The following is a 25359-nucleotide window of genomic DNA, read 5'->3' on the forward strand; positions in this document are numbered from 1 at the left end:
CCCCGCATTCCAACCGTTCGTCGGGCGGCAGCCGCTGTCTGTCGGATGTCCCGTGCAAAAGGTGGTTTTCTTGTCTAGAGTGATCGTATTGTCATCCACTTTACGAGCGATGGCGATATCGACCGGGATGGGACATATCATGCGTACTTTTGTGTGGGCTTTGATGCTGGGCTGCTGCATGGCCGGCGCCGCCGGCGCTGCCGAGAAACCGCAGCGCGAGACTGACTTGCAAGAGTTCAGGGGGCAGTATGATCTGGCCGACGGCCGCACGCTGACCGTCACGCAGCACCGCAAGAAGCTGTTCGCCCAGATGGACAACGGCCCGGCGGTGGAGCTGGAGCCGGCGGGCAAGGGCGCGTTCATGACGCGCTGGGGCGGGCTGCGCGTGGAGTTCGACCAGCGCGACAACGGCAACGTGGCCGGCGTGCGCCTGTCGGGGCCCGAGCAGGTGGCGCGCCGGAAGGATTGAACCGGCGCCTGGCGGGATCAGGTCAGCAGCGGAAGGATGCCGTCCAGGCCGACGAAGTTGAGCGCCACGTTGGCCTGCTCGCGCACCACCGGCTTGGCGCGGAACGCCACCGACATGCCGGAGATGCTCATCATCTTCAAGTCGTTGGCGCCGTCGCCCATGACGATGGCCTGCGACGGTGCGATGCCCAGCTCCGCGCACACGCGCTCCACGGTGCGCTTCTTTTCTTCCGCGTCGACGATGCCGCCGACCACGCGGCCGGTCAGCCGGCCGTCGACGATTTCCAGTTCGTTGGCGTGGGTGTAGTCCAGCCCCAGGCGTTCTTTCAGGCGCGAGGTGAAGAAGGTGAAGCCGCCCGACACCAGCAGCGTCTTCAGGCCGGCCTGCTGCACCGTCTTGAGCATGGTCTCGGCGCCCAGCGACAACTGCAGGCGTTCCACATACACGCGCTCCAGCGCCGACGCTTCCAGGCCTTCCAGCAACGCCACGCGCCGCTTCAGGCTTTCGGAAAAATCGAGCTCGCCGCGCATGGCCGCCTCGGTGATCTCGGACACTTGCGGCTTGAGACCCTGCATGTCGGCGATTTCGTCGATGCACTCGATGGTGATCAGCGTGGAGTCCATGTCCATGGCGACCAGTTTGAACTCGCTCATCTTGTGCATGCCGATGGAGTAGGTCGCATCCAGCTGCGCCGCCTGGGCCGCCACCTCGATGGTCTGGCGCAGCGCCGGCGAGAAGCTGATGCCCTCGCAGCGCAGTGCGCGCTCATTGATCCAGGTGATGTTTTTCGGCGCCGTCAGCGCCGCGATGCGTTCCAGCCTGGCCTTACAGTTGTCCAACCCTTGCAGCACAAGATTCATAGTGTTTTTTGCAGTCTTCATAAATGCGTATAGCGTTTTTTGGGCTAAGTGCCCAAGTTACGTGTTAAGGCTCATGCGGTCAACTGTTTGATTGCACCTTTGATCTGGGCGACACGTGCCGCCAGGTCGGGCATGGCGGCGGTGATCTTCAGTTTGTCCTGGCCATTGAGCTTGATCTGGCGGTTCTTCTGGATCAGCTCAATGATGCGCATCGGGTCGATCGGCGGCTTGGCCATGAACTGCAGGGTGGCCGCCTCGCCATGGGCGTCGATCTTGACGATGCCCACGGTTTTGGCGGCGATGCGCAAACGGTGGGTCTCGATCAGGGCCTTGACCGGGTCTGGCAGTTTGCCGAAACGGTCGATCATTTCTTCCTGCATGTCGTCGATCTTGTCCTGGACGTTGCAGTTGGCCATGCGCTTGTAAATAGATAGCCGTTCGTGCACATCTCCGCAGAAATCTGCAGGCAGCAGCGCCGGCACGTGCAGGTTGATCTCGGTGGTGGTGGCCAGCGGCGCCGCCAGGTCCGGCTCCTTGCCGGCCTTGAGCGAGCGCACCGCTTCGTTCAGCATGTCCGAATACAGCTGGAAGCCGATCTCGGTCATCTCGCCGGACTGGTTGTCGCCCAGGACTTCGCCGGCGCCGCGGATCTCCAGGTCGTGCATGGCGAGATAGAAGCCGCTGCCCAGTTCTTCCATCTGCTGGATGGCGTCCAGGCGGCGCTGCGCCTGTTTGGTGAGCCCCTGCACGTCCGTCACCAGCAGGTAGGCGTACGCCTGGTGGTGCGAGCGGCCGACGCGCCCGCGCAGCTGGTGCAGCTGCGCCAGGCCGAACTTGTCGGCCCGGTGCATGATGATGGTGTTCGCGGTCGGCACGTCGATGCCGGTCTCGATGATGGTGGTGCACAGCAGGATGTTGTAGCGCTGCGCCACGAAGTCGCGCATCACTTTTTCCAGGTCGCGCTCGTGCATCTGGCCGTGGGCCACGGCGATGCGCGCCTCCGGCAGCAGCTCGGTCAGCATCGCCATGCGGTTCTGGATGGTCTCGACCTCGTTGTGCAGGAAGTAGACCTGGCCGCCGCGTTTCAGCTCGCGCAGGCAGGCCTCGCGGATGATCGATTCGCCCTCGCTGCGCACGAAGGTCTTGATCGCCAGGCGCTTTTGCGGCGCGGTGGCGATCACCGAGAAGTCGCGCAGGCCTTCCAGCGCCATGCCCAGCGTGCGCGGGATAGGCGTGGCGGTCAGCGTCAGCACGTCCACTTCGGCGCGCAGCGATTTCAGGGCTTCCTTCTGGCGCACGCCGAAACGGTGCTCCTCGTCGATGATGACCAGGCCGAGGCGGGTGAACTTGACGTCGTCCGACAGCAGCTTGTGGGTGCCGATGACGATGTCCAGTGTGCCGTCGGCCATGCCCTTGATCGCCTGTGTGATCTCCTTGCCGGTGCGGAAGCGCGACATTTCGGCGATGCGCACCGGCCAGTCGGCGAAGCGGTCGGCGAAGGTCTGCGCGTGCTGCTCGGCCAGCAGCGTGGTCGGCGCCAGGATCGCCACCTGCTTGCCGCCCATGACGGCGATGAAGGCCGCGCGCAGCGCCACCTCGGTCTTGCCGAAGCCGACGTCGCCGCACACCAGCCGGTCCATCGGCTTACCAGAGGTCATGTCCTTGATGACGTTGTTGATCGCTTCCTGCTGGTCCGGCGTTTCGTCGAAGCCGAAGCTGTCGGCGAAGCGCTCATAGTCGTGCGCCGAGTATTCGAACGAGTGGCCCTGGCGCAGCGCGCGGCGGGCGTACAGGTTGAGTAGTTCGGCGGCGGTGTCGCGCACCTGTTCGGCGGCCTTGCGCTTGGCTTTTTCCCATGCGCCGGAGCCCAGCGCGTGCAGCGGCGCGTCTTCCGGCGAGGCGCCGGAGTAGCGCGAGATCACGTGCAGCTGCGACACCGGCACATACAGCTTGGTGTCCTTGGCGTATTCCAGGTGCAGGAATTCGGTTTCGCCTTCGCCCAGGTCCATGCTGGTCAGGCCCATGTAGCGCCCGATGCCGTGGTTGATGTGCACCACCGGATCGCCGATCTTCAGCTCCGACAGGTCGCGCACCATCGATTCGACCTGGGTGACGGCTTCCTGCTTCTTCTTGCCGACGCGGCGGCCGGAACCCGCATACAGCTCGGTCTCGGTGACGAAAATCAGATTCTCGTCCGGCGTCGACAACTCGAAGCCGGCGTGCAGCGGCGCCACGCCCAGCATCAGCTTCGCGCTGGAGGTGGCGAAGCCCTCGTAGCCTTCGACCGGCGTCAGCGCCAGGTCGTATTCGGTGAAGTACTGCTGCAGCGTTTCGCGGCGGCCGTTGGACTCGGCGCAGATCATCACGCGGCGGCCCGCCTGCAGCAGGTAGGCGCGCAGATTGGTCAGCGGGTCGTCGTCGTGGCGGTTGACGGCGATGTTGGGCACCGGCGCGGACAGCTCGGAGGCGCCTTCGCCCGCATCCTTGGACACCACCAGCCGGCCGTAGGGCTTGGCCAGCGTGAAGAACTGCTCGTCCGACAGGAACAGCGCTTCCGGCGCCAGGATCGGGCGGTCGCGGTCGGACTTGAGGAAGCGGTAGCGCGAGCCGGTGTCGGTCCAGAAGCGCTTGATGGCGGCGTCGATGTCGCCCACCAGGGCCAGCGCCGCGCCTTGCGGCAGGTAGTCGAACAGCGTGGCCGTCTCTTCGAAGAACAGCGGCAGGTAGTACTCGATACCGGCCGAGGCGATGCCGCTCTTGATGTCCTTGTACACCACCGAGCGCGAAGGGTCGCCTTCGAACTGCTCGCGCCAGCGGTTGCGGAAGGTGGTGCGCGCCGCCTCGTCCATCGGGAACTCGCGGCCGGGCAGCAGCCGCACCTCGTTGACCGGGTACAGCGAGCGCTGGGTGTCGGCGTCGAAGGTGCGGATGGTTTCGATGGTGTCGCCGAACAGGTCGAGCCGGTAGGGCAGGGCGGAGCCCATCGGGAACAGGTCGATCAGGCCGCCGCGCACCGAGTACTCGCCGGGCGACATCACCTGCGCCACGTGGGTGTAGCCGGCCAAGGTCAGTTGCGACTTCAGGCGCGCCTCGTCGAGCGACTCGCCTTTCTTGAAGAAGAAGGTGTAGGCCGCCAGGAAGGACGGCGGCGCCATGCGCACCAGCGCGGTGGTGGCCGGCACCAGCATCACGTCGCACTGGCCGCTGGAGATTTCGTGCAGCGTGGCCAGGCGCTCGGACACCAGGTCCTGGTGCGGCGAGAAGGCGTCGTAGGGCAGGGTTTCCCAGTCCGGCAGCAGGTGGCAGCGCAGCTGGTCGCCGCCGAACCATGGGATCTCGTCGAGCAGGCGCTGGCCGTCGCTGGCGTTGGCGACGATCACGGCCAGCATCTGGCCCTGGGATTTGAGTTCAAGCGCGGTCAGCGCCAATGCATAGGCGTCCGACGAGCCATGCAGCGCAGGCAGGGCGAAGCGGGTGCCGGGTTTTGGTAGGGAGTTTTTTAAGACCAGGGACACAACACACATTCAACGGTTAGGGAGACGTCAACGCAGCGCCGGAGGGGCGATGCCGCTGCCGACATTATAGACGAAGCCCCGTCCCCCCGCCGCGCTCCGCTCACGCCGGCTTGGGCGGCCGGTTCGCTATTCCGAAGGGCACATGGACCATCGGTATATTGCCGCCGGCCGACTTCAGGTGACTGAGCTGGTCGTCGAAGAAGATGTGCGGCTTGAAGATGCCCAGCACCCGGGCCTTTTCCATGCCGCCGAGGAAAAACGTCTCGTTGGCGGACACGCCCCAGCTCTTCAGGGTGGTGACCACCCGCTCGTGCGACGGCGCGCTGCGGGCCGTGATGATGGCGATGCGCAGGATGCGCTTGTACGACGGATCGCGGCGCTGGGCGCGCTCCTCCAGCCGCTGCATCAGCGACAGCTTCTGGAACAGGTCGGCCAGCGGGCCGGGCTGGTGCGGGATGGCGACCCGCTCGCGCTCGTGCGCATGGAACTCGTCGACGTCGTTGTTGCGCTTGAAGACGGTCTCGGACTCGTCGTCGGCGATCACGCCGTCGAAGTCGAAGGCCACCCGCAATTCCTCGTCGTCGTCGTCCTCGGTGCGCGAGGGCAGCACCAGGCCGGCCGGATAGTTGGCCTCCAGCGCGTTGCGGACGTCTTCCTCGTTGGCGCTCAGGAACAGGGAGGTATTGAAGGCCGGCAGGTAGCTGTACGGCGATTTGCCGGTGACGAAGCAGGCGCGCGAGATGTCCAGCCCGTAGTGGGCGATGGAATTCATCACCCGCAGCCCGGTCTCCGGCGAATTGCGCGACATCAGCACCACCTCCACCGGCGCCGACTGCGCGTAGTGCTTGTTGATGTTGAGGAAGCGGCGGATGAAGGGGAAGGCCACGCCCTTGCCCAGGATGACGTCGATGTGCTGCTCCTGGTACTTGCGGTACTCCTCGGCGCCGCCTTCCAGGTAGATTTTGTGCGATTCGGTCAGGTCAAACAGCGCGCTGGAGGCGATGCCGATCACCAGTTTGTGCTCGATAGGGTAGGCCATGGTCTAGTCGGTGGATTGCAATTAGCATCACTTTAACCGATTCGCATTCTTCACGCGCGGCATATTATTGGTATTGTTTTGGTCATATAAGTCAAATATTTTTCTTATCAATAAGCTCATTGCTGTTGTTATTGAGATATAATTTAGCCCTTGCTTGCGGGTTTTCTCCGTTTCCTAACGAACATACCAATTACATACCATGACCATTTCCACTCTGATGCACCGCATTTTGCCGTTGGTGCTGGGCGCGAGCGCCATGTGCGCCGCCCAGGCAGCGGCCCCGAGTTTCGACCTGGGCCCGGCTTCGGCCTACAGCGCCTATTTTTATGGCAACGCCAGTAACTTCACCGATATCGAAGGCCGCATGGCCGTCGGCGGCAACGTCATCACCTCGGGCGCGTCGATCGGCTACCGCACCCCGTACGGCGTGACCGCGCCCAGCCTGGTGGTGGGCGGCAACGTCAAACTGAACGGCGGCGACATCTATGCCGCGCCACTGGCCAATGTGAACACCAACGCCTCGATCGGCCCGATCACCGAGTACACCAAGAACTACAACGGTTACGGCGTGTATGGCGGCGTCAACTCGTCGTCGAACTACCTGACGCTGAACAAGGCCGACATCTCGGCCTACACCAACTTCGGCGCGGCCAAGACCCAGCTGACCGGCCTGTCGAGCACGCTGAACAGCCAGGCCGCCAACGGCACCGTCAACTTCGCCAACGGCGGCATCGAGCTGGTGGGCAATAACAGCGCCGGCCTGCAAGTGTTCAACGTCAACACCCGCAACCTGAGCAATCTGTCCCTGAGCAATGTGAAGGATGGCGCCACCGTGGTCATCAACGTCACCGGCAGCGGCGACGTGGTGTTCGGCGGCGGCCAGGACGGCCTGCTGGAGCACCTGCGCGCCAACGTGCTGTTCAACCTGAACGACGCCAGCGACGTCAAGATCAATACCTTCGTCTGGGGCTCGGTATTGGCTAACAACGCCGTGCTGTCGGGCGCCGGCCATCTGGAAGGCAGCGTTGTGGCCAAGGCCCTGGTCAGCGCCGTCGAAATCGGCTACGAGCCGTTCAAGGGCTACGTCGCGACGCCAGTGCCGGAACCGGAAACCTATGCCATGCTGCTGGGCGGCCTGGCGCTGATGGGCGTGGTCGCACGCCGCCGCCGCAACGCCTGATATGCACAGGCGTCGCCAAAAAAGCTGCTTCGGCGGCTTTTTTTGTTTCTTTCTTGCATGCGCGATTGCCACTGGCGTGACGCTGGGATACATTGGGGCATCCCCAGGTCAGGAAACCGGCGTGCTCAATCTCGACACACTCTTACTGGTTCAGGTCTGCATTACGCTGTTGACGACGGCGTTGCTGGTGGCTTCCGCTTGCTACGCCGGCAGCCCGCCCGAGTTGCGCTGGTGGGCAGCGGGCAACCTGGTGGTATCGGTCGGCCTGGCGATGACCAATCTGGACGGATTGCCGTCCATCCTCAACACCATCATCGGCTATGGTGTGATCGCATTCGGGATCGGCCTGGTGCTGCGCGGCTTGCGCGTGCATTGTTCCGATACCTTGTCCTGGCGCGTGGTGGCCGCCATCACCGTGCTGGCGTTGCTGATCCCCGCTTATTTCACGCTGGTGGTGCCGAGCCTGCGCGGACGGCTGTGCTTTAGCGGCTTCTATTTCGCGCTGCTCAACTGGCTGTGCGCGGCCACGCTTGCGCGCCATGGCGGCTGGCGCGGCATCGTCATCTGCGTGAGCGGCTTTGCGGTGCTGGGCTTGGCGCTGTTCATGCGCGGCGTGCACATGCTGCGGCATGGCGACCCGGCCGATGTCCCGGCCTCGCTGGTGATGGGCGCCAGCATGCTGGCCATTCCGCTGGCCCAGGTCTGCATCGTGTTCGGCATGATCCTGATGGTGATGTGGCGCTACGCCGAGCGCTTGCGCCGCCTGTCGACGCTGGACGCGCTGACCGGTGCCCTGAACCGGGCCGGCCTGGAGAACCAGGGCAAGCGGGTGGCGCTGCGGGCGCAGCGCGGGCGCCGCAGCCTGGCCGTGATCATGATCGATGTCGATTTTTTCAAGAACATCAACGACACCTACGGCCATCCGGTCGGCGACGAAGTGCTGCGCCATATGGCGCGGATGCTGAAGCTGGAGCTGCGGCCCTACGATCTGCTGGCGCGCTTCGGTGGCGAGGAGTTCGTGCTGGTGCTGGACGGCCTGGATCGTCAGGCCGCGCTTCAGGTGGCGGAGCGCCTGCGCGCGCGCATCGAGCTGGAATTGGTGGAGATCGACGCGCTGTCGGTGCGGTACACGGCCAGCGTGGGCGTGGTGTCGTCGGACGAATACGGCTATGACCTGATCCGCCTGATCTCGGCCGGCGACGCCGCCATGTACGAGGCCAAGCGCGCCGGCCGCAACCGCGTGATCGCCGGTTGAGCGGCCGGCGCCGGCCCTGTCAGGACAGCAGCGCGATCAGCGAGTCCGGGTGCAGGCCCCAGCCGGCCAGGCCCGATAGCCCCATCAGCACGCCGAACGCGGTCGGCACCAGCGCCGTGAAGTACAGTGCCCACAACTGGGTCAGCGCGGTGATGGCCAGCAGCGAGATGGCGATCGCCAGCAGCGCGTCGGACAGGTCGAACTGGTCGTCCTTGAAGTTGGCGGCGTCGTAGGTTTTCTGGTCTTGTTCGGCCTGGGCCTTGGCGTCGGCTTTCTTGGTGGCCTGGTCCCGCGCCACTTTCTCGTATTCCTGGATCGCTTGCTGGTAGGCCGCTTGTTCGGCCGCCGGCTTGCCGGTCGCCGCCAGGCGCAATTGCACCACGGTCGACCTGGCGACTTCTTCGCGCAGGTTGCGGGCTTGATAGAAGGCCCAGTGGTCGACCCGGTTGGCCTGTGCCTGCTGCATGCTCTGGTTGATGTTGTCGTCCTTGACCTTGCAGATGCCCATGAAGGTGGCCAGCAGCGCGACCGTGATGGCGACGGTGGCGTTGAGCTTCTTGCCGGTGGACTGGGCTTCGGTCTGGGTGTCGAGAATTTCCAATGGTTCCATGTTCGGTGAAGTCGGTATAAAAACCGCAAGCTTAACTGATAACTGTGAGGAAGGCGCCACACATCTGAAGAATCTGGTTGACGTTGCCGTGGCTGGGCAGCATATTGCGGCAAGAGTTCTAACAATAAAGTAAGCCACTATCTGGCGTAGCAGCAAAGTGAAGCAGCCTTCGGGCTGCTTTTTTTTTCGCTGATCTGGCGCAAACGGAGCGGACCACGTGGGCGTTAGTGTGGAGCTTTTCCCGCTGTCGAGGAACGGCCATGCCTGCGAACATTGAAGAAAGTAAGGTTGAAAGTGCCCCGGGCCGCACCTATGATGAACGGGTCGAGGCGCGTCTTGGGGCGCTGGAGAAGGACGTGGCTGTCATGCAAAACAACTTCGCCACCAAAGATGATTTACATGCGTTGCGAATGGAGATGCACGCCGGCTTCGAACGCATTTACACCGCCTTTTATGGCCTGCGGCAGGAGGTTAAGGGCGATATTGCCAAGTTGCGTGAAGAGGTGACTGCTGAGCTGTCCGACCAGCGTATTGAATTCAATGACGGGTTGTCCAAGCTGCGCACTGATTTCAATGACGCGCTGACCAACCTGCGCATTGATTTCAATGACGCGTTGACCAACCTGCGCATTGATTTCAATTCCGCGCTGTCTAACCAGCGTGAAGAGTTTCGCGTGGAGTTGTTAAAACTGCACGAGGAGTTTAGCGTTGCATTGGCAAATCAGCGCGACGACTTTCATGTTGCGTTGGCTCAGCTTCGTGATGAGCTTCATGCCGCGCTGGCCCATCAGCGCGAAGAGTTCCAGGCTGCGCTGGCCCATCAGCACGAAGAGTTCCAGGCCGCTCTGGCCCGTCAGCGCGAAGAGTTCCAGGTCGCGCTGGCACATCAGCGCGAAGAGTTCCAGGTCGCGCTGGCCCATCAGCGCGAAGATTTCCAGGCTGCGCTGGCCCATCAGCACGAAGAGCTTAAAGCCGCACTGGCTCATGATCGTGAGGAGTTTCGCGCTGCGCTGGCCAATCAGGCAATCGAGCTGCATAAAAGTCTCGCGAGCCAGGCATGGAGAATTTATGGCTTGGTATCGTTGCTGGTAGCGGGGGTATACTTCGTCGCCCGCTATGTGCATTAAGGAGACCTGGCTTACTGCTCGTAAGCACCCAGGCGCTTTTGCTCGTCGGCGGTGAAGATGGCGTCGCGCAGCTTCTGCAGTGACGCGGGATCGCCGGCCCCGGCCAGCTGCTGGCGCTGCGCCTGGTAGCTGGCGATGCGCCGGTGCCAGTCGGCTTCCTCGCGGTCCACGTCAGCCAGGCGGGCCGCCGCTTCGGGCGATAGCGCCGCGGCGCGCATCCGGTAGACCTCATTGTCGCCCATCCCCTGTTCGCGCGCCTTCGCCACCGCTTCCTCCAGCTTCAACACCCTGACCGGTGCAGCGCGTTCCTCGCGCTCCTGCGGCGACAGCTTCGCGTCCAGCGCCGCGATGCGCTCCTTGCGCTGCGCATCGCTCAAGCCCTTGTCCGCATTGATCTCCAACCGCGCCACCGCATCCCGGTCGTAAGCATCGCTGGCGCTGAACAGGCCCTCGGCTTCCGCGTCGCTGAAGTAGGAGCGGCGCAAGCGCTGCATAGCCTCCAGCCGCTGGCGCGCGCCCTGCGCCAGATCCGGCGTGGCCGGCAGGACCCGCTCCACATCGACCAGCGCCCGCTTGTAGGCCAGGTAGGCGTCGAGCAGGCGTTTGGCCTCGGCCGCCGGCGCGGCATTCAGCCGCCGATCCAGCTCGCGGCCTATCTCCACGCGGATCGCCTCCAGCGGCTTCTCGCCCAGCCCCGCCAGATAGTAGTCGAACAGGTAGGCCAGTTCCGCGTTGACGGCCAGCTTGTCGGCCACGCTCTGTCGAACGTCGCCGTCAGGCCGGGTGCCGATCATCGACGGCACGAACGCAAAGTAGTTCGGATCGGCGGCTGGCCTGGCCGGCGGCTCGCTGCGCGGCAGCGCCAGATACAGCACGATGCCGACGACAGCGGCCAACGCGCCCAATCGCAGCAGTTTCGCGTTCGTGCTCATCATGCGCTCCTTACAGGCCCAGTCCCTGCAGGCGATTGGCCTGCTGGCGGAAGATGGTCACCGGGCTGGTCTCGAACAGATTGGTGATGCCCACCAGTTGATTGACCTCGTCCAGATGGTTCATCGCATAGTCGTCGCGGATCACGCGGCCCAGATGGCTGGAGCAGCTGCTGACCAGGCCATCGTTCTTGGCGCCGTTGAAGGCGATCGCCGTCAGGGCCAGCACAGGATCGCTGACGTCGAGCAGATTGGTGTAGGGCTGCGCGCCGCTCCACGAGAAGTAGTACACGCCGCGCACCTGATACGCGCCTTCGCCGCAGGCCGACGTCGGCACGCCTTCGGGATGGTTGCTGTTGAAGGCCAGCGTGCCGGCGGTGCTCAGCGAGGTGGCCGCCGCGCGCGCGTTCTGCGGCAAGGTCGGGCTGCCGGACAGGAAGCTGATAAAGCCAGACACCGCGTTGGCCAGGCTGTAGGTCACATCCGGCACGGCGCCGATCAGCACATCGGCCACCCTGGAACCCTTGTTGACGCCACCGACGCTGCTGACCGAGGCCACCAGGTCGGGACGCACCGACGCCACATAGCGCGCGGTGGGGCCGCCGTGGCTATGGCCGATCAGGTTGACCTTGGACGCGCCGGTCGCCGCCAGGATCTGCTTGACCTGCACCAGCAGCTGTTCGCCGCGCACCTCGGTGCTGTTGGCGGCAGATACCGACGTCACGTACACATTGGCGCCGCCGCTGCGCAGGCCCGAAGCGATGCCGTAGAAGTAGTCGACCGGGCCGATGTTGTCGAAGCCGAACAGGCCGTGCACCAGCACGATGGGATATTTGGTTTGCGTGTAGCCGGCGGCCCAGGACGGCGCGGGCAGGGCGGCGAGTGCGATCAGGCAGGCAGCGAGGTGCTTCCAAAAGCGTATTTTCATTGAAGTCTCCGGTAGTATTTTGAGGTCCGGGTGCTTCCCCGGTCAGCAAAATGTAGCACCGAGCCGATGGCGTTGCAGTCCGCACGCTAGGCCTGGGGAGCCAATCTGACCGGCTGCTGATGCCAGTTGTTTTCCTGCGCTATAATCGATGACAAAAATCCTACAAAGAGACTACCTTGCCGTCGCGATTCGACTTCCAACAATTTCAGGCGATGACGCCGCTGGACGGCGCCAATATCTGGGCATACCTGCTCGACCACAACGCTGAACGCATCACCGTCAAGCGCCGCAAGCCGGCGCTGGAGAACCTGGAGCGGATCTTCCGGGCCACCTTCAAGCTGGCCAACGAGGTCGGCTTCCGCGCCATGAACCTGCGCGACCTGTGCCAGGAAACCGGCTTGTCGATGGGCGGCTTGTACGGCTACATCAGCAACAAGGACCAGCTGGCGGAGATGATCGAGGACGTGGTGCGCCACGCCACCCACGAGATGCCGCGCCTGTTCGACGACGTCGCCGATCCGCTCGACAAGCTGGAGGCGCTGATACGCGCCTCGATCTACGTGTCCGAGATCCTGCAGCCGTGGTTCTATTTTGTGTTCATGGATTCGCGCGTGCTGCAGGCGGCCCAGCGCACCACGGCCAAGGAATCGGAACTGTACGTGCAGGCTTTGTTTGCCGGGGTGATCGCGCAGATCCCGCAGCGTCCGGAAGGCAGCCCTGAGCTGCAGGCCGCGCACATCATGGCGATGTTCCAGGACTGGTATGTGAAACGCTGGAAGTACCGGGCTGCCGATGTCAGCCCGGACCAGTTTGCCGATAGCGCCGTGCGTTTGATGCGCGGCTACCTGGCCTCCTGAATTAGTTGGTTTGCGGCGGCGCCGTGCCGGTCGGCTGCGGCGCCACGTTCTCCGCACCGGGCGGCACGTCGTCCATGTCCAGCGTGTGGCGCGCGGCGTCGCCGGTGAATTCGTCGTACAGCCACTCGCCGTCCACCTGCGTCAGTCCGGCCGGCGCCTGGCGGTCCTGTGCCGGACGGTTTTGCAGCGCCACCTTCATGTAGTCGATCCAGATCGGCAGCGCCACGCTGGAGCCGAACTCCTTGCCGCCCAACGATTTCGAATCGTCGTAACCCATCCACGATACCGCCACGATGCCGCCGCCGTAGCCGGCGAACCAGCCGTCGATGGCGTCGCTGGAAGTGCCGGTCTTGCCGGCCAGGTCGGGCCGGCCCAGGCGGGCCACGGCGGCGCCGGTGCCGGTGCGCGTGACCTGGCGCAGCATGCTGTCGGTGACGAAGGCGTTGCGCGGATCGATCACGCGGGCGTCGTCCGGCAGCGTGGTGCGCGGCTTGGCCTCGGAGATGATCTTGCCGCTGCCGTCGACGATCTTCGCGATCAGGTAGGGCTCGACGGTGTAGCCGCCGTTGGCGAACACCGAGTACGCGCCCACCAGCTGCGCCGGCGTGACCGAGCCGGTGCCCAGCGCCATGGTCAGGTTCTTCGGATGCTTGGCCAGGTCGAAGCCGAACTTGCCCAGGTAGTTGTGCGCGTAAGGCACCGTGATCGAGCGCAGGATGCGCACCGAGGCCACGTTCTTCGACTCGGCCAGCGCGGTGCGCATGGTGATCGGGCCGTCGAATTTGTTGTCGTCGTTCTTGGGGCTCCACGCTTCGTTGCCGGTTTCGGCGCCGGTCAGGTCCAATGGCACGTCGTTGATCAGGGTCGCCGGCGAGAAGCCTTTTTCCAGCGCCGCCGAATACACGAATGGCTTGATCGAGGAACCGGGCTGGCGCCAGGCCTGCGTGACGTGGTTGAACTTCTGCAGGTTGTAGTCGAAGCCGCCGACCATGGCGTGATAGCCGCCGCTGACCGAATCGATGGACACAAACGCCGCCGCCACCTGCGGCACCTGCGTGATGCTCCAGCCGCTCTTCTCCTGCATGATGCGGATCACCGCGCCAGGGCGCAGGCGAACCGTGTCCTTGGCCTTGTCGGTCAGCGCGCCGGCGGCCAGGCGCAGGCCGTCGCCGCTGATGGTGATCTCCTCGCCGAACGGATTCTGCACCTTGACCGACTTGGCGCCTACTTCCAGCACCACGGCCGGAATCAGGCGGTCGCTGCCCGGACGGCGCTGCAGCGCTTCCTCGATGGCGTCGTCGCGTTCCTCTTCGCCGGCCGGCAGCGTGATGAAGGCTTCCGGGCCGCGGTAGCCGTGGCGCTGGTCGTAGTTCAGCACATTGCGGCGCACCGATTCGTAGGCCGCGTTCTGGTCGGCCTTCAGGATGGTGGTGTAGACGCTGATGCCCTTGGTGTACGAGTCCTCCTTAAACTGGGCGTACACCACCTGGCGTGCCAGTTCGGCCACGTATTCGGCGTGGGTGTCGAACTCCTGGCCGCGATGGCTGACGTGCAGTGTTTCGTGCAGCGCCTTCTGGTACTGCTCTTCGGTGATGTAGTCCAGGTCGCGCATGGACCGGAGCACCACGTGCTGGCGTTGCTTGGCGCGCTTGGGATTGACGGCCGGATTGTGGCGGGCCGGGTTCTGCGGCAGGCCGGCCAGCATCGCCATTTCGGCGATGTCGAGGTCCTTGAGCGGCTTGCCGAAGTAGACCTGCGAGGCCGCGCCAAAACCGAACGAGCGCTGACCGAGGTAGATCTGGTTCATATACAGTTCGAGGATCTGCTCCTTGCTGAGCGCAGCCTCGATCTTAAAGGCCAGCATGACTTCATTGAGCTTGCGGCCGTAGAATTTTTCGCGGGTGAGGAAGAAGTTGCGCGCCACCTGCATGGTGATGGTGGAGCCGCCCTGGCGCATCGCCCCGCCCAGGTTGGCGCGCGCGGCGCCCAGCGCGCGGCGCCAGTCGATGCCGTTATGGTCGTAGAAGCGCTTGTCCTCGATCGCCAGCACGGACTTCTTCATCATCTCCGGGATGTCCTTGATCGGCACGAAGTCGCGGTGCTCCTCGCCGAATTCGCCGATCAGGGCATTGTCGGCGGTGTAGATGCGCAGCGGGATCTTGGGCCGGTAGTCGGTGATGACCTCCAGTGACGGCAGGTTGGGCGCCACATACAGCAGCATGTAGGCCAGCAGCAGGCCGCCGGCGATCAGGACGGCGACGCCGGCCACGATAAAGCCGCGGATGGCGTTGCGGCGGGTCAGCCATTTGGACAGATTGATGGGGGAAGCAGTCAAAGCGTGGTCTCACGATAGCAGCGGTAGGCGCGATTATAGACCAACAAAATTTGGGCACACTTAAATGAAAAGTGGCTTTTTATGCAAATATGGTCACTCACCCCTATGACTATTGGTGATTTTGTCGTAACGTAATAGATATCCGACCAAAAACGCTTTACAACCGGGGAAGACATGGCAGAACCGCAGCACACTCTCGATTGCGACATCCTGATCGTAGGAGGCGGCATCAACGGCGCCGGCATCGCGCGCGACGCGGCGGGGCGGGGCTTATCGGTGGTGCTGTGCGAAAAAGACGACCTGGCTTCGCATACCTCGTCGGCCTCCACCAAACTGATACACGGCGGCCTGCGCTATCTGGAGTACTACGAATTCAACCTGGTCCGCAAGGCGCTGATCGAGCGCGAGGTGCTGCTGCGCGCCGCGCCGCACATCATGTGGCCGCTGCGCTTCGTGATGCCGCACGCGCCCGGCCAGCGCCCGGCGCTGATGATACGGGCCGGCCTGATGCTGTACGACCTGCTGGCCAGGCGCGAGCTGCTGCCCGCGTCGGCCGGCATCAACCTGCGCACGCATGCGGCGGGCAAGCCGCTCAAGCCCGAGTTCCAGCGCGGCTTTATCTACTCCGATGGCTGGGTGGACGACGCCCGCTTGGTGGTGCTGAACGCCATCGACGCCTGCGAAAAGGGCGCGACCATCCTGACCCGGACCCTGTGCAGCGGCTTGACGCGCAAGGCGGACGGCTGGGAGGCTGCGCTGCACAAGCCCGGCTGCGGCGATATCCGCGTCAATGCGCGCTACGTGGTCAATGCCGCCGGGCCGTGGACCGCGAGCCTGCTGCACTCGACGCTGCCGAAGGAGGGCGGCGGGAATCTAAGGCTGATCAAGGGCAGTCATATCATCATCAAGCGCATCTTCGAGCATGACAACGCCTACATCTTCCAGCACCCGGACGGCCGCATCGTGTTCGCCATTCCCTATGAGCGCGACTTCACGCTGATCGGCACCACCGACCTCGATTATCGCGGCGACGCCAACCAGGTCGCGATCAGCGAGGACGAAATCGCCTACCTGTGCGAACTGGCCAGCCAGTACTTCGTCAAGCCCATCGTGCCGGCCGACGTGGTGTGGACCTATTCGGGCGTGCGTCCGCTGGTGGAAGACGGCGCCGACGCCAAGGCCGTCACCCGCGACTACCGGCTGGAAGTCGACAGCGACGGGCCGCCGATGTTGAGCGTCTTTGGCGGCAAGATCACCACCTTCCGCAAGCTGTCGGAGGAGGCGGTCGACCTGATCGCCAGGTCGCTGGGCAACCGCCACGGCGCCTGGACCCACAACGCCTGCCTGCCGGGCGGAGACTTGTACGGCGCCGAGCCGCAGAACCGCTCGGTGCTGGAGTTCGACAACTGGCTGCGCAACGTGCAGGGCCGCTATAGCTGGCTGCCGCCGCTGCTGGTGGCGCGTTACGCCCGCGCCTACGGCACGCGCGTCCACACGCTGCTCGGGAAGAAAGAGGATATCGCCGCCATGGGCGAGGAGATCGCGCCGGGACTGTACGCGGCGGAAGTGGAATACCTGCGCCGCTACGAATGGGCGCGCACCGCGCAGGATATCCTGTGGCGGCGCTCCAAACTGGGCCTGCATCTGCCGAAGGAGACCGGCGACAAGCTGCAGGCCTGGCTCTCGGCGAATCCGTTCCAGTATAAGCAAGCGGCGTAAAAAAAATACCACCAGCCGGAGCGTGCTCCGTGCTGGTGGTATTTTTTTTTAAGTGCAGGACGCTTACTTCACGCCGTGCATCAGCTTCTGGATCAGCGGTGCGATCAGGAACAGCAGCACGCCGCCGGCCATCAGCGACCAGAAGCCGAAGGTGTAGCCGGACAGCGCCGACGGCACCGACATGCCGCTCTCGCCGCTGACTGCCGAAGCGAAGATGCCCGACAGGTTGTTGCCGATGCCGGTGGACAGGAACCAGCCGCCCATGCCCAGGCCAACCAGGCGGGTAGGCGCCAGCTTGGTCACCATCGACAGGCCGATAGGCGACAGGCACAGCTCACCGATCGACTGCAGCACGTAGACCATGACCAGGGTCCAGAACGGGATGTGGTTGTCGGCGCTGACCAGCGACGACAGCGCGAACATCAGCAGGCCGAAAGCGGAGCCGTTGAACAGCAGGCCCAGGCCGAATTTACGCGGAATCGAAGGATTCTTGTTGCGCATGGCGACCCAGATGAAGGCGATGATCGGCGCGAAGCCGATGATGGCCAGCGAGTTAAAGATTTGGAACCAGGCCACAGGGAAGGTCCAGTTGAACATCTGGCGGTCGATGATCTTATCGGCCAGGAAGGTGAACGAGCTGCCTGCCTGTTCGAAGAACATCCAGAACATGATGTTGAAGAAGAAGATCAGCAGCATGGCGATGACCTTGTCGCGGGCGACCTTGCCGTTCTTGATCCCTTCGATCAGCAGCATCACCGACAGCAGGATGAACAGCGCGGACAGTACGATCTGCAGGTTGTTGGCGCCAGCGGCCAGCAGGAAGTAGACCACAGGGATCACGCACAGCGAGCCCAGAACCACGTACAGCACGCGCTTTGGATCGGCGTTCGATGCGTCAGGAGCGCCGATGCCTTTCAGGTTGCGGCGGCCGATGAGGAACCACACCAGGGAAATCAGCATGCCGACACCGGCCGACATGAACACCACTTTGTAAGCGGGCATGCCGTTGGTGCCGAAGATGGTCGCAGCGAGCCACTCGGTGAGCACCGGTGCGACCATCGCGCCGGAGTTAATCCCCATGTAGAAGATGGTGAAGCCGGAATCGCGGCGTGGATCGGCGGCGCTGTACAGCTTGCCGACCATGGTCGAGATGTTCGGCTTGAACATGCCGTTGCCGACGATGACGGTCGCCAGGCCAAGCTGGAATACGGTCTGGTTGGGGAAGGCGATCATGAACAGGCCGGCCGCCATGAAGGTCGCGCCGACCAGGATGGAGCGCTGGTAGCCAAGCACGCGATCGGCCACGTAGCCGCCGAACAGCGCGGCGGCGTAGACCAGCGCCAGATAGGAGCCGTAAATCAGGTTGGCCGGGGCCTCGCCGGTGGGGGCGCCACTGTAGAACTGCGCCACGACGTAGAGCACCAGGGCCCAACGTATGCCGTAGAACGCGAAACGCTCCCAGAACTCGGTCATGAACAACATCCACAGCGGAGCAGGGTGACCCATGATCTGCTTGAATTCGGGAATAGCGACTTCCGTATTGGTGGTGGTAGCACCGCTCATGCGGCTTCTCCTAATTTTGTAATCGATGAAAAGTGTCTCAGGTTCCCTTATGGGGAGCCAAATTGGGCGCCATTTTAATCTACAAATCGCTCCTGTCCTACATTTTGATGGCAGGCCTGCAAAGATATGTCTTTTGTGCTAATAAATATGCACAATCCTGCTATGGCAATCTCCGCCCCAAAGCGCGCCGGTTTGTCGTATATTGGCAGGGCAGGCTTACCTGTTATGCATCGAATTTGAATAAGGATTTACGCATCATGGAACATGACGTTGTCGATACCCTGATTTCGCCCGAAGGCCAGCTGGAAGTGCTTTCGAAGGCGGAAGTGAACAAACTGCTCGACACTAGCCAGGGCGGCCTCTATAACATCTTCCGCAATTGCGCGCTGGCCGTGCTCAATTGCGGCAGCACGATCGACGATGGAAAGGAACTGCTGGAACGATACAAGTCGTTTGACATCAGCATTGTGCAGCGCGAGCGCGGCATCAAGCTCGATATCAAGGGCGCCCCGGCGATCGCCTTCGTCGACGGCAAAATGATCAAGGGTATCCACGAGCACCTGTTCGCGGTGCTGCGCGATATCGTCTTCGTCAGTAATGAGGTGAGCGACAATCCGAAGTTCGACATGGACAGCACCGAAGGCATCACCGACTCGGTGTTCCACATCCTGCGCAACGCCGGGGTGCTCAAGCCCATGCTCAACCCCAACCTGGTGGTGTGCTGGGGTGGGCACTCGATCAACCGCGCCGAGTACAACTACTCGAAGGAAGTCGGTTATCAAATGGGCTTGCGCGACCTGGATATTTGCACCGGCTGCGGCCCGGGCGCGATGAAGGGCCCGATGAAGGGCGCCACCATCGGCCACGCCAAGCAGCGCCTGCACAAAGGGCGCTACCTGGGCATCTCGGAGCCGGGCATCATCGCCGCCGAGTCGCCGAACCCGATCGTCAACGAGCTGGTGATCATGCCCGATATCGAGAAGCGCCTGGAGGCGTTCGTGCGCTCCGGTCATGGCATCGTCGTGTTCCCAGGCGGCGCGGGGACGGCCGAGGAGATCCTCTACATACTGGGCATCCTGCTGCATCCGGATAACGCCGACATCCCGTTCCCGCTGGTGTTCACCGGGCCGGAGACGTCGCGCGAATACTTCGTGCAGATCAATCAGTTCATCCACGATACGCTGGGGCCGGAGGCGCAGCAGCGCTACAAGATCATCATCGACGATCCGGAGCTGGTGGCGCGTGAGATGCAGGCGGGGATCAAGCAGGTGCGCGAGTTCCGCAAATCCCGCAGCGACGCCTACTACTTCAACTGGGGCCTGAAGATCGACCAGGAGTTCCAGCATCCGTTCGCGCCCACGCACGAGAACATGCGCAATCTGAGTCTGCACAAGAACCAGGAAGTGCATCTGCTGGCGGCGAATCTGCGCCGGGCGTTTTCGGGCGTGGTGGCGGGTAACGTCAAGGACGAGGGCATACGCGCCATCGAGAAGTTCGGCCACTTCGAAATCCACGGCGACAAGGAGATCATGGGGCCGATGGACGCGTTGCTGGCGTCCTTCGTGGCGCAGCACCGCATGAAGCTGGCGGGCAAGCAGTACACGCCTTGCTATCGCGTGATCCAGTAACACCAGCCGGCGTCCGCCCGCAGCCTGCGCGGATGCCGGACAAATTCAAGCAACGATGACTGATCCGATTTAAGCAGCCGTCGCGCGCCTCGGGCCGTGTGCTGCCGAAGCATCTGAGTCTGACCATGCATCTCTTCTACCGGCACCGCATCATCGATGTCTCCGACGCGCTGACCAAGTGTCTTGAGGGCAGCGATGGCCCGGAATATTCACTCGATTAGTTAATCTGCGCGTTAGTTTGACCAACTTCACAGCGTGAGTAAAAAATGGGTATCTGACTTTAAGCAGCGCCATGGACTTTACCCCAGCGAGTCGTATCGGAAATTGAAACCTGCATTTGTGATCTACCGTCACCCATGAATACGCCACTTTGCCATTTCAGGAAGATACAGGCCGTCTCGTTTTCGGTGTTCGTGGCGTTAATCATTTGTTGGAACCAGGCGATGGCGGCGGTCGCGCCGCTGGCCGCCGAGCAGACGGTATCCGCATTTTATGAGTGGTACTTGCATTCGCTGGCCATCGGCCGCGAGCCGCTTTCTGACGACCGAAAGGAGATATTGAAGTATGTCTCCCGCTCTCTTGTTCGCGAAATTGACAAGCGGATGAAAAGCGACGAAGGAATGGATGAGGATTACTTCATCAAGGCGCAGGACTATCTCGATGACTGGGAGCGGAGTGTAATCGTTGAAAGGGCTTCAGTTGACGGCGGCAAGGCGCGTGTGGTCCTACAGCTAGGGGAGGCCAGTGAAAGCCGTCGAAAGTTCTCCATTGCTCTGATCAGGGAAGGCGGGAGTTGGAAAATTCAGGGTGTCCAACTACTGGCACGATAGACGGGGCGCTCCAATGTGAGAATCCGCGCATTTCTATAGGCTTCGATTCGCTACACTACGCGACCTCAATAACTATGCGCCCGGTTTTTCGCCGGCGCGATCAAATGAACTACTTGAATCAACCAATGCAGTACGCCGGATTCCGCAAGAGGTTTTCGGCACAATTTATCGATTTGTTTTGTATGTTGCCCTTTATCGGGCTGGCATCTTGGATCGGACAACAATATAAATCGTTTGCGCTGATAGAGCCTGTCGTGACGCTGTCCATCGGGATCTGGTTCAATATCTATCTGGTGAAAAGATACGGCGGCACGCCCGGCAAGGTGCTGCTTGGCCTGCAAATTATCGGCGTCGATGGCCGGCCTGTCGATTACCGGCAAGCGGCGCTGCGATATTCCGTGTCGTTCGTGCTGGGCGTTGCTATTGCGGCGGCGGTGGTGATCGGAACCATGAAGATTTCGGACGCCGATTTTTACTCGCTCGGATTTGTGGAGCGAATCAAAAAAATCGAACAACTGGCGCCTGCCTGGTACAGCCTCGTTACGATTTTGTCGAACATTTGGACGTGGGGTGAGTCGATTATTATGCTTACCAATAAACGCCGCCGTGCGCCGCATGATTTTATGGCCGGAACCGTGGTTATCTACGCCCCGTGATAGCCTATCGCAGCAAGCTCGGAGGACAGCATGACAATTAAACGCATAGCAGCGGCAGCGCTTTCCTTTGTGATTGCGGCTGCGATCTTGTTTGCCCTTGCTCGCTATGGCAGGGACAGTGCGATCGCTTTGCTGTCGCTGGACCGGCGTGCGCTAAGCGTTATCACGCTGATTGGTTTGCCAGTGATGCTGATATGCGTGCTGGTACTGCGGCGGCGCAGGCGCAATCCAACTCACAGCGATAAATGATCGCAAATTAAAAAAGGCCGCTCGGTTGAGCGGCCTTTTTGCTTGCTTACTCTTCGCGGCGCAAGTGCGGGAACAGCAGCACGTCGCGGATGTTCGGCGAGTCGGTGATGATCATCATCAGGCGGTCGATGCCGATGCCGCAACCGCCGGCCGGCGGCATGCCGTATTCCAGCGCGCGGATGTAGTCGGCGTCGTAGAACATCGCCTCTTCATCGCCTGCGTCCTTGGCCGCAACCTGCGACAGGAAGCGGGCCGACTGGTCTTCCGCATCGTTCAACTCGGAGAAGCCGTTGGCGATCTCGCGGCCGACCATGAACAGTTCGAAGCGCTCGGTGATGCCTTCACGCGTATCCGAAGCACGGGCCAGCGGCGACACTTCGACCGGATAGTCGATGATATAGGTCGGTTCCCACAGCTGCGCTTCGGCGGTTTCTTCGAACAGCGCCAGTTGCAGCGCGCCCAGGCCGGCGGTGGCGAACGGCTTGACGCCGAACTTCAGCAGTTCAGTCTTGATGAACTCAACGTCGGTCAACTGCTCAGGCGTGTAGCCAGGCGCGTACTTGTTGATCGCCTCGACGATGGTCAGGCGGTGGAACGGCTTGGCCAGATCCAGTTCGCGGCCGCCGTAGGTCAGCGTCGCGGTACCGTGCGCGTCGATCGCTGCCTGGCGGATGATCGCTTCGGTGAAGTCCATCAGCCAGTGATAATCGGTGTAGGCCGCGTAGAACTCCATCATCGTGAATTCAGGATTGTGGCGAACCGACACACCCTCGTTGCGGAAGTTGCGATTGATCTCGAACACGCGATCAAAGCCGCCGACCACCAGGCGCTTCAGGTACAGCTCAGGCGCGATACGCAGGAACATCTGCATGTCCAGCGCGTTGTGGTGGGTGATGAATGGCTTGGCCGCCGCGCCGCCGGGAATGGCGTGCAGCATCGGCGTTTCCACTTCCATGAACTCGTTCTTCTCCATGAAGCGGCGCATCGACGAAATCGCGGCGGTGCGCGCCTTGAAAGTGCGGCGCGTTTCTTCGTTCATGATCAGATCGACGTAGCGCTGGCGGTACTTGGTCTCCTGGTCGGCCAGGCCGTGGAACTTGTCCGGCAACGGGCGCAGCGACTTGGTGATCAGGCGCAGTTCCGATACCTTGATGGTCAGTTCATCGGTCTTGGTCTTGAACAGCGTGCCGGTCACGCCCAGGATGTCGCCCAGGTCGTAGTGGTGCAGCGCGGCCATCGCGGCTTCGCCGGTCAGGTCCAGCGTGGCGTAGATCTGGATGCGGCCGTCGGCTTTAGGGCCGGACGAATCCTGCAGCGTGGCGAAGGCGGCCTTCTTGCCGGCTTCGCGCTTGAGCATCATGCGGCCGGCCAGCACCACGGTCACGGGATTGGCTTCCAGCTCTTCGCGCGACTTCTCGCCGTACTGCGCGTGCAGGTCGGCGGCTTTATGCTGTGGCTTGAAGTCGTTAGGGAATGCGACGCCTTGTTCGCGGATGGCGGCCAGCTTGGCGCGGCGCTCGGCGATGATCTTGTTTTCGTCGGGCGCTGCTGCTTGTTCTTGAAGATCCGTAGTCATGGTCTGTTCTTTTGTTGAGGTGATGATTAGTTAATGGCGGCGGCGAAGAGCGCTTCGACATCGAGCTCGCTGAAGTCGCGCACGACGGCGATGACGTTGTCGAATTCGGCGAAGGCCTCGGCCGGCAAGGTGGTGGTCAGCACCACCGCGCGCATGCCGGCGCGCCGCGCCGCTTCCACGCCCAGCGGCGCGTCTTCGAACACGATGCTGTGGACGGGCAGGGCGCCGCTGCGCTGGGCCGCCAGCAGGAACACGTCCGGCTCCGGCTTGCCGCGCGCGACGTCGGCGGCGCCGGCGATGGCGTCGAACTGTCTGCGCAGGTCCAGGCCATCGAGCGTGAAGTCGATGTTCTCGGTCGGCGCGGCGGTGGCCACGGCCAGCTTGACGCCCGCGCTTTTGGCGCGGGCGATGAAGGCCTCGAAGCCGTCGACCGCCGCCAGGTGCGGCGCGTACAGCTCGCGGTACAGCGATTCCTTCTCGAAGTCGAGCGCTGCGCTTTCTTCCTTGGACATCGGCTTGCCCAGGTAGGTGCTCATGATCTCATGGCCCTGGCGGCCGGCCGTGGCGCGGAAGAATTCATCGGCGTCGAGGTCGTGGCCGCGACGGGCGAAGAAGGCCAGCCACGATTTGGTGTGGAAGGCCATATTGTCGACGATGGTGCCGTCCATGTCGAAGATGAACGCGCGCTGCGAATTCGAGGTCATTAGACGCCTTGCTTCAGCGATGCCGAGATGAAGTCGTCCAGGTCGCCGTCCAGCACGCCCTTGGTGTTGCCGGTCTCGAAGTTGGTGCGCAAGTCCTTGATGCGGGACTGGTCCAGCACATAGGAGCGGATCTGGTGGCCCCAGCCGACGTCGGTCTTGGAGTCTTCCAGTTTCTGCTGCTCGCTCATGCGCTTGCGCAGTTCCAGCTCGTACAGCTTCGCCTTCAGCATTTCCATCGCCTCGGCCTTGTTGCGGTGCTGCGAGCGGTCGTTCTGGCACTGGACCACGATGCCGGAAGGGCCGTGCGTCAGACGCACCGCGGAGTCGGTTTTGTTGATGTGCTGACCACCGGCGCCGGACGCGCGGTAGGTGTCGATGCGCAGGTCGGCGGGGTTGATCTCGATGTCGATCGAGTCATCCACTTCCGGGTACACGAACAGCGACGTGAACGAGGTGTGGCGGCCGTTGGCCGAGTCGAACGGCGACTTGCGCACCAGGCGGTGCACGCCGGTCTCGGTGCGCAGGTAGCCGTAGGCGTAGTCGCCTTCGACCTTGATGGTGGCGGTCTTGATGCCGGCCACCTCGCCGTCGGATTGTTCCATGACCTCGACCTTGAAGCCTTTGCGTTCGGCGTAGCGCAGGTACTGGCGCAGCAGCATCGACGCCCAATCCTGGGCCTCGGTGCCGCCGGCGCCGGCCTGGATGTCGATGAAGCAGTTGTTCGGGTCCATCGGATTGTTGAACATCCGGCGGAACTCCATGCCTTCGATGACCTTGCGGACTTCTTCGGCATCGACGATCAGCGCTTCCAGCGTGTCGTCGTCGCCTTCTTCCTTGGCCATGGCGAACAGGTCGCCCATGTCTTTAAGGTCGGTGTCGGCCTTGGTCAGCGCGAAGACGATGGCTTCGAGCGATTTCTTTTCCTTGCCGAGATCCTGGGCCTTTTTCGGGTCGTTCCAGACCGTCGGGTCTTCCAGTTCTTCGTTTACTTGTTCGAGCTTCTCTGACTTTTTATCGAAGTCAAAGATACCTCCGAAGTTCGGCTTCGCGCGAGGTCAGATCGGCGAGCAGGGCGGAGAGGGCGTTGATGCGTTCGGCTTCCATGTTTTCTTCTTTTCTAAGGCTGAAATCAAACCTTCGATTATACCCTAGCCGGGCCGCTCCCTCGCAGCTAATTAGCCTGTGGCGTGCCTGGCGCGGTGCGGGGAGCGCCCGGCGGCTGCCGGCTGATGCAAAATACTGACATTTTCACCACGAACCGCACGAAATATGGCGGCTCTCCCTGAAGTAGCTTGATGCAAGGAATTCCTCTGCGTATGATGTTGCGCAC

Annotated in this window: 21 protein-coding genes and 1 pseudogene; 11 read left to right on the forward strand and 11 right to left on the reverse strand. The window is 62.5% G+C overall.

The window, feature by feature from the left end:
- Positions 1-139 precede the first annotated feature (139 nt).
- A complete protein-coding gene (locus AC07WS_RS19680) occupies positions 140-469 on the forward strand; it encodes a DUF3471 domain-containing protein (protein WP_494730717.1) in 330 nt (109 codons plus the stop codon).
- 17 nt (positions 470-486) lie between these two features.
- On the opposite strand, the gene serB is transcribed toward AC07WS_RS19680, so the two are convergent.
- The 3 genes from serB to AC07WS_RS19695 all read right to left on the reverse strand — a co-directional run bounded on the left by serB (position 487) and on the right by AC07WS_RS19695 (position 5883).
- On the reverse strand, positions 487-1329 hold the full coding sequence (serB, locus tag AC07WS_RS19685; RefSeq protein ID WP_494730718.1) for a phosphoserine phosphatase SerB: 843 nt from the start codon (positions 1327-1329) through the stop codon (positions 487-489).
- A gap of 71 nt (positions 1330-1400) precedes the next feature.
- Positions 1401-4853, reverse strand: a complete 3453-nt coding sequence (gene mfd, locus AC07WS_RS19690; protein ID WP_494730719.1) for a transcription-repair coupling factor — start codon at positions 4851-4853, stop codon at positions 1401-1403.
- A 91-nt stretch (positions 4854-4944) separates the two neighbouring features.
- Positions 4945-5883 (reverse strand): 5'-nucleotidase, encoded by a 939-nt coding sequence (locus AC07WS_RS19695; RefSeq protein ID WP_161096431.1) that lies wholly within the window; start codon positions 5881-5883, stop codon positions 4945-4947.
- 199 nt (positions 5884-6082) lie between these two features.
- Here AC07WS_RS19695 and AC07WS_RS19700 point away from each other — a divergent pair, with 199 nt between their 5' ends.
- Positions 6083-7063, forward strand: a complete 981-nt coding sequence (locus tag AC07WS_RS19700) for a choice-of-anchor A family protein (RefSeq protein ID WP_494730720.1) — start codon at positions 6083-6085, stop codon at positions 7061-7063.
- A gap of 121 nt (positions 7064-7184) precedes the next feature.
- A complete protein-coding gene (locus AC07WS_RS19705; protein ID WP_494730721.1) occupies positions 7185-8318 on the forward strand; it encodes a GGDEF domain-containing protein in 1134 nt (377 codons plus the stop codon).
- 19 nt (positions 8319-8337) lie between these two features.
- Here the strand turns inward: AC07WS_RS19705 and AC07WS_RS19710 are convergent, their stop codons facing one another.
- Positions 8338-8928, reverse strand: coding sequence for a DUF4337 domain-containing protein (locus tag AC07WS_RS19710; RefSeq protein ID WP_494730722.1), 591 nt, complete (start codon positions 8926-8928; stop codon positions 8338-8340).
- A 260-nt stretch (positions 8929-9188) separates the two neighbouring features.
- On the opposite strand from AC07WS_RS19710, the gene AC07WS_RS19715 reads away from it, so the two are divergent.
- A complete protein-coding gene (locus tag AC07WS_RS19715) occupies positions 9189-10055 on the forward strand; it encodes a hypothetical protein (protein ID WP_494730723.1) in 867 nt (288 codons plus the stop codon).
- An 11-nt stretch (positions 10056-10066) separates the two neighbouring features.
- Here AC07WS_RS19715 and AC07WS_RS19720 read toward each other — a convergent pair whose 3' ends face one another.
- Both AC07WS_RS19720 and AC07WS_RS19725 read right to left on the reverse strand, forming a co-directional pair.
- Positions 10067-10987, reverse strand: a complete 921-nt coding sequence (locus AC07WS_RS19720) for a lipase secretion chaperone (protein ID WP_494730724.1) — start codon at positions 10985-10987, stop codon at positions 10067-10069.
- A gap of 10 nt (positions 10988-10997) precedes the next feature.
- Entirely contained in the window at positions 10998-11912 is a 915-nt protein-coding gene (locus AC07WS_RS19725) for a lipase family alpha/beta hydrolase (protein WP_494730725.1), read from the reverse strand.
- A gap of 176 nt (positions 11913-12088) precedes the next feature.
- Between AC07WS_RS19725 and AC07WS_RS19730 the strand changes: the two genes are divergently transcribed.
- Entirely contained in the window at positions 12089-12769 is a 681-nt protein-coding gene (locus AC07WS_RS19730; RefSeq protein WP_494730726.1) for a TetR/AcrR family transcriptional regulator, read from the forward strand.
- A gap of 1 nt (position 12770) precedes the next feature.
- Here AC07WS_RS19730 and AC07WS_RS19735 read toward each other — a convergent pair whose 3' ends face one another.
- Entirely contained in the window at positions 12771-15104 is a 2334-nt protein-coding gene (locus AC07WS_RS19735) for a penicillin-binding protein 1A (protein WP_494730727.1), read from the reverse strand.
- A gap of 174 nt (positions 15105-15278) precedes the next feature.
- On the opposite strand from AC07WS_RS19735, the gene glpD reads away from it, so the two are divergent.
- On the forward strand, positions 15279-16823 hold the full coding sequence (glpD, locus tag AC07WS_RS19740) for a glycerol-3-phosphate dehydrogenase (RefSeq protein ID WP_494730728.1): 1545 nt from the start codon (positions 15279-15281) through the stop codon (positions 16821-16823).
- 63 nt (positions 16824-16886) lie between these two features.
- On the opposite strand, the gene AC07WS_RS19745 is transcribed toward glpD, so the two are convergent.
- On the reverse strand, positions 16887-18386 hold the full coding sequence (locus AC07WS_RS19745) for a peptide MFS transporter (protein ID WP_494730729.1): 1500 nt from the start codon (positions 18384-18386) through the stop codon (positions 16887-16889).
- Between the two features lie 257 nt (positions 18387-18643).
- On the opposite strand from AC07WS_RS19745, the gene ppnN reads away from it, so the two are divergent.
- The 5 genes and pseudogenes from ppnN to AC07WS_RS19770 all read left to right on the forward strand — a co-directional run bounded on the left by ppnN (position 18644) and on the right by AC07WS_RS19770 (position 21749).
- Positions 18644-20014, forward strand: a complete 1371-nt coding sequence (ppnN, locus tag AC07WS_RS19750; RefSeq protein ID WP_494730730.1) for a nucleotide 5'-monophosphate nucleosidase PpnN — start codon at positions 18644-18646, stop codon at positions 20012-20014.
- Between the two features lie 80 nt (positions 20015-20094).
- Positions 20095-20235 (forward strand): annotated as a pseudogene (locus AC07WS_RS19755) (GFA family protein); the annotation flags it as partial.
- 135 nt (positions 20236-20370) lie between these two features.
- Positions 20371-20844, forward strand: coding sequence for a DUF3828 domain-containing protein (locus AC07WS_RS19760; RefSeq protein ID WP_494730731.1), 474 nt, complete (start codon positions 20371-20373; stop codon positions 20842-20844).
- Positions 20845-20948: 104 nt separating this feature from the next.
- Positions 20949-21500 carry an RDD family protein gene (locus AC07WS_RS19765; RefSeq protein ID WP_494730732.1) on the forward strand — a complete coding sequence of 184 codons (552 nt, stop codon included), beginning with the start codon at positions 20949-20951 and terminating at the stop codon, positions 21498-21500.
- A gap of 30 nt (positions 21501-21530) precedes the next feature.
- Positions 21531-21749, forward strand: a complete 219-nt coding sequence (locus AC07WS_RS19770) for a hypothetical protein (protein WP_494730733.1) — start codon at positions 21531-21533, stop codon at positions 21747-21749.
- Between the two features lie 46 nt (positions 21750-21795).
- Here AC07WS_RS19770 and lysS read toward each other — a convergent pair whose 3' ends face one another.
- The 3 genes from lysS to prfB form a co-directional block, all read right to left on the reverse strand.
- Positions 21796-23325 carry a lysine--tRNA ligase gene (gene lysS, locus AC07WS_RS19775; protein ID WP_494730734.1) on the reverse strand — a complete coding sequence of 510 codons (1530 nt, stop codon included), beginning with the start codon at positions 23323-23325 and terminating at the stop codon, positions 21796-21798.
- 26 nt (positions 23326-23351) lie between these two features.
- Positions 23352-24029: an HAD family hydrolase gene (locus AC07WS_RS19780; RefSeq protein WP_494730735.1), complete on the reverse strand. Its 678-nt coding sequence runs from the start codon at positions 24027-24029 to the stop codon at positions 23352-23354.
- A protein-coding gene (gene prfB, locus AC07WS_RS19785; RefSeq protein ID WP_161096446.1) for a peptide chain release factor 2 occupies positions 24029-25133 on the reverse strand; the annotation gives its coding sequence in 2 pieces (ribosomal slippage) (positions 24029-25051 and positions 25053-25133; 1104 coding nt in all). The genes AC07WS_RS19780 and prfB overlap by 1 nt, the downstream gene beginning before the upstream one ends.
- Positions 25134-25359 lie beyond the last annotated feature (226 nt).

Source organism: Duganella sp. GW821-FHT01E12, from assembly GCF_059422325.1.